General features: G+C 41.8%; 15 protein-coding genes. 11 read left to right on the top strand and 4 right to left on the bottom strand.

Translation table 11 applies throughout. The annotated features are described in order from the left end of the window. Both QZ019_RS07230 and QZ019_RS07225 read right to left on the bottom strand, forming a co-directional pair. On the bottom strand, positions 1-227 hold a 227-nt coding region (locus QZ019_RS07230), incomplete at its 3' end, for a creatininase family protein (RefSeq protein ID WP_295483678.1). Positions 228-339: 112 nt separating this feature from the next. Then, positions 340-756, bottom strand: coding sequence for a S24 family peptidase (locus tag QZ019_RS07225; RefSeq protein WP_295483675.1), 417 nt, complete (start codon positions 754-756; stop codon positions 340-342). Between the two features lie 406 nt (positions 757-1,162). Between QZ019_RS07225 and QZ019_RS07220 the strand changes: the two genes are divergently transcribed. The 3 genes from QZ019_RS07220 to QZ019_RS07210 all read left to right on the top strand — a co-directional run bounded on the left by QZ019_RS07220 (position 1,163) and on the right by QZ019_RS07210 (position 3,187). Continuing rightward, positions 1,163-1,447 carry an integration host factor subunit alpha gene (locus QZ019_RS07220; RefSeq protein ID WP_009143945.1) on the top strand — a complete coding sequence of 95 codons (285 nt, stop codon included), beginning with the start codon at positions 1,163-1,165 and terminating at the stop codon, positions 1,445-1,447. A 142-nt stretch (positions 1,448-1,589) separates the two neighbouring features. Then, the gene (locus tag QZ019_RS07215; protein ID WP_295483672.1) at positions 1,590-1,850 is read left to right on the top strand and encodes an HPr family phosphocarrier protein; all 261 of its coding nucleotides are present in this window, start codon (positions 1,590-1,592) and stop codon (positions 1,848-1,850) included. A gap of 161 nt (positions 1,851-2,011) precedes the next feature. Continuing rightward, entirely contained in the window at positions 2,012-3,187 is a 1,176-nt protein-coding gene (locus QZ019_RS07210) for an L-rhamnonate dehydratase (RefSeq protein WP_295483669.1), read from the top strand. 60 nt (positions 3,188-3,247) lie between these two features. Here QZ019_RS07210 and QZ019_RS07205 read toward each other — a convergent pair whose 3' ends face one another. Next, on the bottom strand, positions 3,248-4,006 hold the full coding sequence (locus QZ019_RS07205; RefSeq protein ID WP_294566714.1) for a DeoR/GlpR family DNA-binding transcription regulator: 759 nt from the start codon (positions 4,004-4,006) through the stop codon (positions 3,248-3,250). A 211-nt stretch (positions 4,007-4,217) separates the two neighbouring features. On the opposite strand from QZ019_RS07205, the gene otnK reads away from it, so the two are divergent. Genes otnK through QZ019_RS07165 form a run of 8 tightly spaced genes read left to right on the top strand, consistent with a single transcriptional unit; the run spans position 4,218 to position 11,246 of the window. Further along, positions 4,218-5,483 (top strand): 3-oxo-tetronate kinase, encoded by a 1,266-nt coding sequence (gene otnK, locus QZ019_RS07200; protein ID WP_295483665.1) that lies wholly within the window; start codon positions 4,218-4,220, stop codon positions 5,481-5,483. A 2-nt stretch (positions 5,484-5,485) separates the two neighbouring features. Next, positions 5,486-6,115 (top strand): 3-oxo-tetronate 4-phosphate decarboxylase, encoded by a 630-nt coding sequence (otnC, locus tag QZ019_RS07195; protein WP_295483662.1) that lies wholly within the window; start codon positions 5,486-5,488, stop codon positions 6,113-6,115. A gap of 7 nt (positions 6,116-6,122) precedes the next feature. Further along, positions 6,123-6,908: a TIM barrel protein gene (locus QZ019_RS07190; protein WP_295483660.1), complete on the top strand. Its 786-nt coding sequence runs from the start codon at positions 6,123-6,125 to the stop codon at positions 6,906-6,908. A gap of 9 nt (positions 6,909-6,917) precedes the next feature. Further along, a complete protein-coding gene (locus QZ019_RS07185; protein ID WP_295483657.1) occupies positions 6,918-7,589 on the top strand; it encodes an aspartate/glutamate racemase family protein in 672 nt (223 codons plus the stop codon). A gap of 18 nt (positions 7,590-7,607) precedes the next feature. Next, positions 7,608-8,639, top strand: a complete 1,032-nt coding sequence (locus tag QZ019_RS07180; RefSeq protein WP_009143937.1) for a DctP family TRAP transporter solute-binding subunit — start codon at positions 7,608-7,610, stop codon at positions 8,637-8,639. A 3-nt stretch (positions 8,640-8,642) separates the two neighbouring features. Beyond that, positions 8,643-9,122, top strand: coding sequence for a TRAP transporter small permease (locus tag QZ019_RS07175; RefSeq protein ID WP_009143936.1), 480 nt, complete (start codon positions 8,643-8,645; stop codon positions 9,120-9,122). Further along, positions 9,123-10,388 carry a TRAP transporter large permease gene (locus tag QZ019_RS07170; protein ID WP_295483654.1) on the top strand — a complete coding sequence of 422 codons (1,266 nt, stop codon included), beginning with the start codon at positions 9,123-9,125 and terminating at the stop codon, positions 10,386-10,388. 48 nt (positions 10,389-10,436) lie between these two features. After that, positions 10,437-11,246: a 3-keto-5-aminohexanoate cleavage protein gene (locus QZ019_RS07165; RefSeq protein ID WP_295483651.1), complete on the top strand. Its 810-nt coding sequence runs from the start codon at positions 10,437-10,439 to the stop codon at positions 11,244-11,246. 134 nt (positions 11,247-11,380) lie between these two features. On the opposite strand, the gene QZ019_RS07160 is transcribed toward QZ019_RS07165, so the two are convergent. Next, positions 11,381-12,041 (bottom strand): PD-(D/E)XK nuclease domain-containing protein (locus QZ019_RS07160; RefSeq protein WP_295483649.1); only part of this gene is annotated, 661 nt, incomplete at its 5' end.

Raw genomic sequence — 12,041 nt, 5'->3', positions numbered from 1 at the left:
AAAGTAAGCGGAGGCATAACCATACTGTTTACGCCGAAATGATCTTTTGCGATTTTTGCTGCATCGACAGCGATACTATGCGATAAAATACAGTCGGTTAAATACGGTAAATGCAAATTATGCGGTTCGGTAGCTCCCCATGGCAATATGACCAGATCATATTTTTTATTTAATACATCTCCAAATGAAGATACTAAAAGATCAGTTCCTTTATTTTTAATATTCATTTTTATCTCTATAACCAAATATAACAAATAAAATTTGATCGCATTATAGCCAAATTTTTTAATTAATTTAACTTTTTTAGTTTTTAATGAGATCAAATTAAAAAAACATCAATCATTTCCTTGATGAGATCTCTCTTCTTTTCTTTATTTTTTCATGCAATTTCATAACTGAGCGAAACATCGAGCAAACCACTCCCACGAAATACCCTTCTGGATCACTTGACCGAGGATTGGTCACCTTAATGCAATACTCTATTAAAATCGGCTGAATATCATCCTCTTTTTTCCAGACTTTCATGCCGCCGTTTACGTAAATTACGATTAAATCACCTTTTTTAGGCTCTAAATCATGCCGACAAACAACAATATCCCCTTTTTGAATTCCGAATTTAAGCATACTGTCATCAGATACTCTAAAACAAAAAGAATAAGGATTATTTACTTCAAGATAAGTATTAAGATCAAAAGTAGGAAATTTCTTATTTTTAAATTTTTCGATAAATTTATAAAAATCTTTATTTTCTGTCATTATATACTTATCGCCTCAGTTTTACCTTGCATCACGACAGAGCAAAATGCCGCTCAATCCGTTAATAGAATCACAAACAGCGAAAAAATTCAGCTTTGACTCGCATTTTTAAAACAAAATCGATTTTATTTTATTAAATCGTTAAAATTTCGGTAGAATTAGTTTCATATAAATAGTTTCTTGATTGCGATAACAACTATTATTAATGATTGTTAAAACTCTTATCAAGACGGCAGGAGCGATTATCAAACAGATAATCTGAAATTCGTGAAGCGGCTTACCCTTTGACCGCATTTGGTGCTTTTGCACGCCTACGGACTGAGCCTTAGAGTTTTAGATCAACGTAACGCGTCTATTAGAGAAACTTTTTATGAATCAATTTACTGTTACAAGGTGAAACTAAACTATGGCTTTAACCAGAGCTGAAATTACCGAACGGCTCGTAACTAAATATAATTTCCCGAAATTTAGGGCACAAAGTTTTGTTGATGATTTCTTTGAAAGCATTGCAAAATCTTTAGAACGCGGGGAATTTGTTAAGCTTACGGGTTTTGGTAACTTTGAACTTAAAATGAAAACCGCCCGCCCCGGTCGTAATCCTAAAACCGGACAGGAAGTAACCATTGCTCCGCGCAGAGTTACTACTTTTAAAGCCGGGCAGAAATTGCGCGATCGCATTTCTCAATCTTAAGTTTAGGCAAGACAGGGATTTTCTCCCTGTCTTGTTGATTTCTCGATCATTTTTAAGAAATTTTTACTAAAATATTTTTAGCATTGCCGCTGCGACAATGTTAGATTTTATTTTTTATAAACACACAGTTTTCCAAAACATCATGCAACAATTTACGTACACCATTAAAGATCGCGACGGAGTTCATGCCCGTCCAGCAGGTGCCATCATTAAAGCGGCGCATGCATACAAATCCAACATATTTATTGAATCAAACGGTAAAAAGATCGCGTTAAAACAAGGAATTTTCGCGCTGATGGGCCTTGGTATCCGCTGCGGTGCTGAAGTAACCGTTTCTTGTGAAGGTGAAGACGAAAACGAAGCCGCACAAGGCATGCAAAAATGTTTTAACGAATATCTTTAATTCCTAATTTAAAAAGCTAAGGTGTTGGTGCCTTAGCTTGCTCTTCTTTCTCTTTTTATCTCATTATTTTCTGTAAACATCCTAACGTTTGAAGCATTTCGCACTTTTTCCTGTTTGTTTTTCATAGACTTCTAGAAAATTGACAAGATTAAGGAGTTTCTATGAAGATCACCGCAGTCCGCGCCAAAGTTTATGAATGGAAAGGTGAAGTCGATAAACCGCGTCCGCACTTTTCAGGCAGCGCCATGGATATTCTTTACGCCAAAGCCGAAACTATGGCTACCTTCAGATTCCACGGCTGGCTGGTGGTTGAAGTGGAAACATCTGACGGTATCGTCGGCATCGGAAATTGCGCTTTAGCCCCGCGTATTGCCAAAGAAATCATTGATACTTACCTTACTCCGCAAATCATAGGTGAAGATCCTTACGATAACGAATATCTGTGGCAGAAAATGTACCGTTCCACTATCGCTTGGGGACGCAAGGGTATCTGCATGGCGGCAATTTCCGCCATCGATATCGCTCTCTGGGACATTAAAGGCAAGAAAGAGCATAAGCCGGTGTTTAAATTATTAGGAGGAAGAACCAAGGAAAAACTCTGGTGCTATGCCTCAAAGCTTTATGCCAACGATGATTTGGACGCATTCTTAGCTGAAGCAAAATCCTATCTTGATGAGGGATTTACCGCGATGAAGATGCGCATCGGCTACGGACCTAAAGACGGACCTTACGGCATGCGTAAAAACATTGAACAGATAAAGGCTCTGCGCGAACTTGTCGGTCCTGACATCGACCTTATGGTTGAGTGTTATATGGGGTGGACGCTTGAGTACGCCAAACGCATGCTGCCGATTCTTGCCGAATACAACCTGCGCTGGATTGAAGAGCCGGTGATACCTGATGACATTGACGGCTATGCCGAGCTTAAAGCGATGAATCTTATTCCGATAGCAGGCGGCGAACATGAATTCACGCTTTTTGGCTTTAAAGATTTATTAGTAAGAAAAGCCATTGACGTCATTCAATATGACACTAACCGCGTCGGCGGCATCACTATCGCGCAAAAGATTAACCATTTGGCGGAAGCTTTCCAGGTTCCTGTTATTCCGCACTCGGGCATGATGCACAATTACCATGTCTGCATGGCTACCACCGCATCCCCTATTTCCGAATTCTTCCCTGTGTACAACGTCGAAGTGGGAAATGAACTTTTTTACTATATTTTCAAGGGCGATCCGCTGCCTAAAAACGGTTATCTTGAGCTTAGCGATGATATCGAAGGCTTAGGAATTACTCTTAACACGGACTATCTTGATAAATTCAACATTATTGAGTAGAGAGCTTTACCGCGCATGTATGTGCGCGGTAATTCATTTTATGACCAAAAATTTCTTACATTACACTAAACTTAACTCAATTCCCTGTTTGATTAAATTTCTTTGAGCAAGCTCGGATAAGTTCACGTCACTTATCAGCATATTGATTTTATCAAGCGGCACTGCAAGATATGTCGCGTACTGCGCGTATTTTGACGAGTCACAAATAAGTACGGCCTTGTTTGCCGATTGTACTGCAGCTTCCTTAACCGGGACCTTATCCGGATCTGGCGTTGTTATACCGCGTAAATCCCAAGATGAAGCCGACATAAAAGCAATATCAAAGGACAGACTTAAAATCATTTTGGAAGTCAAATGCCCTACCGTTGACAGATTTTCAGTACGGACAATGCCTCCTGTCATAATAAGCGTACTTTTTGAATTAAGCGCCAAATAATCCATTACCGCCAAATCATTGCTTACTACGGTCAAATCGTCTCTGTCAGCGATAAATCTCGCTAAAGCAAGGCTTGTGGTTCCGGCATCAAGATAAATACATGAATTTTTAGGAATGATTTCAGAAGCTTTTTTACCGATCCTTTTTTTCTCTTCACTCATCAGGCTTTCCTTAACCTGATGGGAAGGCTCTATATGCAGACGTTTTGTCGCCTGAACGCCGCCCGACACCTGTACGACTAATCCTTCTTCCTCAAGTTTCTGCAAATCGCGTCTTACCGTCATATGAGACACATTGAGGATCTCGGCTAAAGTATTGATTCTGGCGATTCCTTCCTGCTGCAGGCTTTTTAAAATCGCTTGACGTCGTTCAATCGGGATCATAACAAGCACTACTCTCTTATTTCACAAAAATTCACATTGTTATTATGAATTATATAAGAATCATTGTTATTTCACTAATATTTTTAACATTTTGTTAAAAAACTTCACAAAATGAGTCGTCACTCACACAATTTAACAAAAAGTAACATTAAAATTCACAATAGTATGTTGTGTAATTGTTTTTTTAACAAAATTAAACAAAGGTAGCTTTATGATTTTAGGCGTAATCGCAGATGACTTTACCGGCGGCACCGATATAGCTAGCTTCTTAGTTAAAGAAGGAATGTCCACCATTCAGCTTATCGGGGTACCGGAAGCTTCAGATCCGACACCCGATGCCGATGCAGTAGTAATCAGTCTTAAAAGTCGTTCCTGTCCCAAGGAAGAGGCAATAAAAGATTCAATTGCCGCCGCAAGATATTTAAAGAGCCAGGGATGCAAGAATTTCTTCTTTAAATACTGCTCTACTTTTGACAGCACCGAAGAAGGAAACATCGGCCCCGTTACCGAAGCTTTAATGAAAGAGCTTAATACCGATTTCACTATTTTCTCTCCGGCTCTTCCCGTTAACGGACGTGAATTATTTAACGGCTACCTTTTCGTCAAAGGTCTTCCTCTGCACGAATCACCGATGAAAAACCATCCCGTTAACCCGATGCACGACAGCAACGTCATGCGTCTTGTAGAAATGCAAAGCACCATAAAATGCGGACTTATTGACGATAAAACCGTAAAAGCCGGTGCAAAAGCCATCCTTGATGCCGCAGCAAAATTAAAGAGCGAAGGCTATAACGGCGCCGTAGTTGACGCTATTGACGATGCCGATCTTTATACTCAAGGTCAAGCTTTTAAAGATACCGTTTTGGTTACCGGCGGTTCAGGTCTTGGTATGGGACTTGCCAAAGCGCTTTTGACTTCATCACAAGATGTAAAAGAAGCGCAAAACAAAGGCAGACCTAATTACGAAAAGACTATTGTCCTTTCAGGCTCTTGTTCTGCAATGACCAACGCTCAGGTTGCAAAATATAAAGAGAGCGCTCCGTCATTTGTCGTTAATATTGAAAAATGCGTAATTTCCGATGAAAAGACTGACGAGTACGCAAGCGAAGTCTGCAAATGGGCTGTAGAAAACAGCAAAGAAAAAGCTCCTCTTATTTACGCTACGGCAAATCCCGAAGCTTTAGCCAAAATTCAAAAAGAATTCGGAGCCAAAGCCTCAAGCCAGGCTATTGAGAATTTCTTCTATAAATTAAGCGCCAAGCTTAAAGAAGAAGGGTTTAAGAAATACATTATCGCAGGCGGTGAAACTTCAGGTCAGGTCACTAAAGCTCTTAAAGTCAAAGGCTTTTATATCGGACCTACAATCGCCCCGGGCGTTCCTTGGGTCAAAGCCGTTAACGAGAATATCTCGCTTGCTCTTAAATCAGGCAATTTCGGCGAAATCGATTTCTTTAACCAAGCACAAGGAAAATTTTAATCATGAGTGAAAAAACCGAAACCGAATTAAGAGAAGATCTGGCCCGCGCCGGCAGGATCTTATTTGAAAGAGGACTTACCAACGGCGCCGCCGGCAATATGTCAGTAGCCCTGCCTGACGGCAACTTCATCGTTACTCCCACAGGCTGCTCTTTAGGTCATCTTAATATTGATGAATTATCCAAAGTCGATGCAAACGGAACATTGCTTTCCGGCAAAAAGCCGACTAAGGAAGTTCCGTTCCATATCGCTTTATACAAAGTCAATCCCAGCGTTAAAGCCATTATTCATCTGCATTCAAGCTACAGTACCGCTTATGCCTGCCTTGACGGACTCGATCCGATGAATGCAATTAAGCCTATGACCCCTTATCTTGTAATGCGTCTTGGCAAAGTCATCATGACTCCGTACAGAAAGCCGGGCTCTACCTTAATTGCCGATGACATCAGCAAAGTCGGTGCCGGCAATAAAGCATTCCTGCTTGCCAATCACGGTATGGTCGTCGGCGGCAAAGATATGATCGACGCTTTAAATAACGCCCAAGAACTTGAAGAAAGCTGCAAGCTTTACTTCCTGACAAAAGGCAGCAATATCCGCTACCTGACCGATGCCGACATCAAAGAGCTGTTATAGGTGAATCATGTTTAAAGTTGCATCAAACCTGACCATGATGTTCAAAGAGGTCGAATTTTCCAAGCGCTTTGAAAAAGCAGCTAAGTCCGGTTTTAGCGCTGTTGAAATGTTATGGCCTTATGAACTTGCCAAAGCAGATCTTAAAAAACTGCTCGATGACAACGGTCTTAAACTTGCTCTTTTCAATACCAAAGGCGGCGATACAGCTAACGGTCAATGGGGACGCGCCGCAATTCCCGGCGGATTTAATGACGCCAAAGAAGACATTGACTTAGCTCTTGACTATGCGGTATTCGCCGGATGCAAAACCGTACATGTCATGTCAGCCGTTGTTAAAGATTTTACTAAAGAAGCGGCATACGATGCGCTTGCCAAAAGCGTTGAATACGCTGCAGCACAGGCAAAGCCTCACGGAATAACGGTTACTCTTGAGGCTTTATGTCCGGAAGTTAAACCTGACTATTTATACAAAAGCCAATATGAAACTTTGGCTTTTGTCAACAAAGTAAACCTTGACAATGTCAAAGTACAGTTTGATTTTTACCATGCCCAAATGGTTGACGGAGGCATAACCAAATTCTTAAAGGACAATATCGCCAAAGTCGGACATGTGCAGATTGCCTCAGTTCCCGATCGTCATGAGTTTGATCACGGCGAGCTTGACGGAGCTTACTGCCTGAAACTTTTAAACGATCTGAATTACGAAGGCTTTGTCGGCTGCGAGTACAACCCTCAAGGCATTACCGAAGAAGGTCTTACCTTCTTATCACCTTATCTTAAAAAACCTGCTTAAGGAGCATATATGAAAGTATCTTTAGTCTACACCGGAGTTACTCCGGAACTAATTGAGCTTGTAGAGCGCGAAGTAAAATCTCAGCTTCCGGCTGATACTGAAATCGTTTCCCATAAGGATCCGACTATTATCGCCGAAGTTGCCAAAATAGGCTATGTTACTAAAGAACCGGCCGCACGTCTTGTCAAAATGTTCATGGAATCAGTTGAAGAGAACGTTGACGGCATTCTTAACATCTGCTCTTCCGTAGGTGAAGTTGCCGACGCCTGCCAGGACTTGGCACGTTATACCGGCGTACCTATCGTCAGAATCGACGAGGAAATGTGCCGTGAAGCTGTCCGTCAAGGCAAGCGCATCGGTGTTATGGCCACCTTGTCCTCAACCTTAATTCCGACCAAGAATACCGTTTTACGCGTTGCCCGCGAGATGGGAAAGCATGTTGAAATGGTTGACGCTTTGGTTGAAGGCGGCTTCGGTTTGAATCCTGACCAGTTCAGAGAACTCATGACTAAATACGCAAAAGAAATCGCTGACAAAGTTGATGTGATTTTGTTTGCTCAAGGATCTATGGCCTATTGTGAGCAGTACATAGCCGATATTATCGGTAAGCCGGTACTTTCAAGTCCGCGCTTTGGTGCCATCGCTTTACGCCGTGCTATGGAAGCCAAAGGACTCATGTAAATAAAGGAGCTTTAATACATGAAATCATTATTTACAAGAATTACAGGAGCTGTTCTGACCGGCGTTGCCGCGGCAACTTTAGCTCTTTCATTATCGGGTTGCGACAAAACTGAACGTCAAACCGTAATCAACTTCTCACATACCCAGGCTCCTAACTCGGTTTCCGACTTAGCTGCTCAGCAATTTAAAAAATATGTAGAAGAAGCTTCTAACGGTAAAATGCGTGTTGAAATCTTCACCAATTGCGGTTTATCAGGCGGTGATTTGACTAAAGCCATTGAGTTGACTCAAACCGGAAACATTGACATCCACGCCTGTGCTCCGGCAAACATTGCCAATTACGATCCGCGCTTCTATGCATTCTGGCTACCGTTCTTGTTCCCAACTGAGGACAACCTCTTAAAATTCTGCCACAGCCAGAAGGTTAAGGATGAAGTCAACAAGTGGTGTAATGCCATTGAAACCGAAAACCTTGGTATTCATAACGCTGGATCTCGTCAGATCTCCAACTCCAAGAAAGAGATCAAGACTCCTGATGATCTCATCGGCATGAACATCCGCGTTCCCGGTGCTAATGTGTTCATTTCACTATACCGTACTTATTTCGGCGCCAACCCTACTGCAATGGATTTCTCTGAAGTTTATACATCTTTGCAGCAAGGTGCTATCGACGGACAGGAAAACCCGATTGCCGTGTATGCCTCATCAAAATTTGATGAAGTTCAAAAATACGTAACTTTGTGGGATGGCGTTCGCGATACCACTATTTGGATCATGAGCTCTGCCACTCTTGAAAGCTTAACTGACGAAGAAGAGCGTATTGTACGCGAATCTGCCGACAAAGCTTTGCAGTGGGCCAATGACTACTTGGCTGAATCCGAAGGTCAAATCATCGCAGATCTAAAGAAAAAAGGTGTAATTTTCACTGAACTGACCGAAGAAGAAAAGAATGCCTTTAAGGAAAAATGCCAAGGTATTTACGCCGAGTTCGAACCGTCTATCGGTAAAGACGTTATTGAACTTTTTACCAAAGGTTATCTTGAGGACTAACACATGAAAAAGTTTTGGGACAATTTTGAAGAAATCTTATGCGCTTTCGCATTGGTGATAATGGCAATCATTACCTTCATCAATGTGTTCTCACGTAAGGTAAGCTTTATTAACCTCTCTTTCACTCAAGAGCTGGTTACAACAATGTTCGTTTGGGTCTGCTGTCTTGCCGCTGCTGCTGCATTTAAGACCAATTCCCACATGGGCTTTTCTTACTTGACCGATAAGTTAACCGGACCGATTAAGACCACACATACTTACGTAAGAGCGATTCTTATCACCGTTAACTATTTAATTTGGCTCTATTACGGTGCTGAAATGGTATGGCGCCAAGCTCACTACAACATGCTTACCGGCGTGCTTGAAATGCCGATTTGGATGATCGGTATTGCCATTCCTTTATCTGCAGTACTTTCTATATATCGTCTCTGGGTATACACCTATATTAATAAAGACAACACAACTCAACAGGAGCTCATGTAAATGACAGAACTGATTTTATTTGGCAGCTTGGCTTTGATGATTTTCATCAATATCCCTATTGCCATTGCTTTAGGCCTTGCCAGTATTTTCACCCTGCTGTATACCGGAGATCCTTTGGGTGTTGTTCCGGCAATGATGCAGGCAACCGTTCAAAAATTCACACTTTTGACTATTCCTCTGTTCATTTTAGCCGGAGCCTTAATGGATAAAGGCGGTATCTCAAAGCGCCTTATTAACCTTGCAAACTGCTTCTTCGGCGGAATGCACGGCGGTATGGGTATTGTAGCCGTTATCGCTGCTATGTTCTTTGCCGCTATTTCCGGATCAGGCACTGCTACCGTAGCCGCTATCGGTTCCATCTTAATTCCGGCAATGGTTAAAGAAGGATATGATTCAGGATTCTCATCAGGCTTATCCGCAATTTCCGGATCTTTAGGTACCATCATCCCGCCGTCAATCACTTTCATTATTTACGGTATGATCACCGGTGAAAGTATCGGTGACCTGTTCTTTGCTGGTATTGTTCCGGGCTGCATCTTCGGCGGCATTCTCTGCATCTATACTTACTGGATCTCCAAGAAAAACAATTGGGGCGGTAAAGGCAAGATGGCCAGCGGTCAGGAAATCATGAAGTGCTTTATTGATGCACTATGGGGAATTATCAGTCCGGTCATCGTATTAGGCGGTATTTACTCCGGTATCTTAACCCCGACCGAATCTGCAGCCGTTGCCGTAATTTACAGCTACTTGGTAGGTACATTCGTATACAAAGAGCTTAACTTTAAAGCCTTTGCTCAGGCTCTGTTCATTACCGGCAAAACCACCGGCATCATTCTCCTTATCATCATGAACGCAGGTATTTTCTCCTGGGTCTTGACCGAGCAGGGTATTGCCGCCCGCTTAACCGAGCTTGCCATTTCCTTAACCTCCGACAAGATTGTCATGTTGCTCATCATCAACATCGTCTTCTTGTGCGCAGGCTGCGTAATGGACAACACTTCAGCTCTGTTCATCTTGGTACCTATCGTTATGCCGATTGCTAAAGCTTTAGGCATTGATATGATCCACTTAGGCGTAGTTTTGGTATTGAACCTCTCCATCGGTCAGGTAACTCCTCCGGTCGGTCCGAACCTCTACGTTGCAGCCGATATTGCTAAAGTCAAGTTTGAGAAGATCATGCGCGGTGTAACTCCGCTTCTCTTGGTCTCCATCGTTGCATTGCTCATCGTAACCTTTGTTCCTTGGTTATCTTTGTGCTTATTATAAAAAACGATTACATAGCGCCCTGCGGGGCGCTTTTTTCAAGGTGTAGTTATGAATTTTGAAAATAAAGTAATGATTAACGTCGCACCGGTTGCCGCGACATGCAAAGATATCATTCCGGAAGCTATTGCTGCTGACGTCCTTGAATGCTATAAAAACGGCGCAGCCATGGTGCACTTACATGTACGCGCTAAAGACGGATCTTTAACTCCTGACACCTCATTACTTGAAGAGACTTTGAAACTTATTCGCAAAGACTCCGATATTATTATTGAAGTGTCAACCGGCGGAATTTCCGATCTGACAATTGAGGAGCGTTGCGCTCCTGTGCCTCTTCCTTTAGTTGAAGCCTGTTCACTTAATGTCGGATCAACAAACTTGGGCAAAGGCGTATATGTAAATCGTCCTGAAGATGTTGAATACTGTGTGCAGCAGCTTCTTAAATATAAAAAAATTCCCGAAGTCGAAACTTTTGAAATCGGTCACACCAATACCATGTTTGAACTGATGCAAAAATATGACTTCGTCAAACCGGTACTCTTTAGTGTCGTTTTAGGACATAAAGGTGAAGCACCGGCAACTCCTAAAGCACTTGCCATGATGATAGACATGATACCTGAAGGGGCCGTTTGGGGTATTACCCACTCAGGGCGTAAAGACATGGGAATTTTTGCTGCCGCTTTAGGTATGGGAGCTAAGACCGTACGCGTTGGTTTTGAAGACAGCAATTACCTTGATCCTAATACTCAAGTTGACACCAACGCGCCTTTAGTCAAAAAAGCCGCTGATTTAATCCGTGCTATGGATAAAGAAGTTATGACCCCTGCCGAGGCTCGTGAATTCTTTAAGATTGGAGCTTAAAAATATTTAAAAAATTCACCTTGTTATTGTGCGTCCAGTTCGGACGCACAATTTTTTTGTTGTTTTTCACAAAACTGCTATCAACAAGAGCACTATAACACTCATTTTGACTCACATATATAATTATGATCCGTCTAAATGACCTCTTCAATTGCCACAACTTCACGCATCGGCTTTTGCTTATCGCTTGCGTTTTCATTAACGATGACAATTGCAAGCGTAATCACTTCCTTATCGGTAATTCTTAAACCGTATTTCTTTTCCCTGATTTGTTCTTTGGCTTTTGCAAGTTTCTCTTGAACGCTATCAACCTTACTTATGACTTTAAACTCACAGATATAAAGTCTTCTGTCATCTTCAAAGCATAAATCGCTTCTGCCAAGTGCCGTTTGATACTCAGTATAGGTGTTGTAGCCTAATAGCTGCAGCATCACTTTATAAACATCACGAAAAGCGTATTCTTTAAAACTTATTACGCTCTCATAGGAAAATTCATTCAAGATTTTGTTGAATTCATCTTTTAGCGCTGTAAAGTCTTTATGCGCTAGCGCATCGGCGATTCTATCTTTATAAACATCATTTACGGCAATGGCATCTTTATTAGTAAGTTTTTCTATTACCAACTCGGCAAAGGCCTTTTTTACTTCCTTATTTGGCAGTCCTACGAATAAAAAATCCGGCTCTGTCTTTTTTATCGTGAAATACCCTGCCTGATACAAAATGGCAAAGAAAGGAAAATCCTCATCCTCAATACTGGTTATAGTGGGAGATAAGGCAGCGATGTTGGTCCTTTTT

This window comes from uncultured Succinatimonas sp., from assembly GCF_905203285.1.
Lineage (GTDB): Bacteria > Pseudomonadota > Gammaproteobacteria > Enterobacterales > Succinivibrionaceae > Succinatimonas.
Note: the sequence above shows the minus strand (reverse complement) of the source record. Positions and strands in the feature narration are given on the sequence as shown.

Bases quoted from the DNA above. Each gene is read 5' to 3' on its own strand.
- QZ019_RS07225 (WP_295483675.1), bottom strand. From the start codon at position 756: ATGACAGAAAATAAAGATTTTTATAAATTTATCGAAAAATTTAAAAAT.
- QZ019_RS07220 (WP_009143945.1), top strand. From the start codon at position 1,163: ATGGCTTTAACCAGAGCTGAAATTACCGAACGGCTCGTAACTAAATAT.
- QZ019_RS07215 (WP_295483672.1), top strand. From the start codon at position 1,590: ATGCAACAATTTACGTACACCATTAAAGATCGCGACGGAGTTCATGCC.
- QZ019_RS07210 (WP_295483669.1), top strand. From the start codon at position 2,012: ATGAAGATCACCGCAGTCCGCGCCAAAGTTTATGAATGGAAAGGTGAA.
- QZ019_RS07205 (WP_294566714.1), bottom strand. From the start codon at position 4,006: ATGATCCCGATTGAACGACGTCAAGCGATTTTAAAAAGCCTGCAGCAG.
- otnK (WP_295483665.1), top strand. From the start codon at position 4,218: ATGATTTTAGGCGTAATCGCAGATGACTTTACCGGCGGCACCGATATA.
- otnC (WP_295483662.1), top strand. From the start codon at position 5,486: ATGAGTGAAAAAACCGAAACCGAATTAAGAGAAGATCTGGCCCGCGCC.
- QZ019_RS07190 (WP_295483660.1), top strand. From the start codon at position 6,123: ATGTTTAAAGTTGCATCAAACCTGACCATGATGTTCAAAGAGGTCGAA.
- QZ019_RS07185 (WP_295483657.1), top strand. From the start codon at position 6,918: ATGAAAGTATCTTTAGTCTACACCGGAGTTACTCCGGAACTAATTGAG.
- QZ019_RS07180 (WP_009143937.1), top strand. From the start codon at position 7,608: ATGAAATCATTATTTACAAGAATTACAGGAGCTGTTCTGACCGGCGTT.
- QZ019_RS07175 (WP_009143936.1), top strand. From the start codon at position 8,643: ATGAAAAAGTTTTGGGACAATTTTGAAGAAATCTTATGCGCTTTCGCA.
- QZ019_RS07170 (WP_295483654.1), top strand. From the start codon at position 9,123: ATGACAGAACTGATTTTATTTGGCAGCTTGGCTTTGATGATTTTCATC.
- QZ019_RS07165 (WP_295483651.1), top strand. From the start codon at position 10,437: ATGAATTTTGAAAATAAAGTAATGATTAACGTCGCACCGGTTGCCGCG.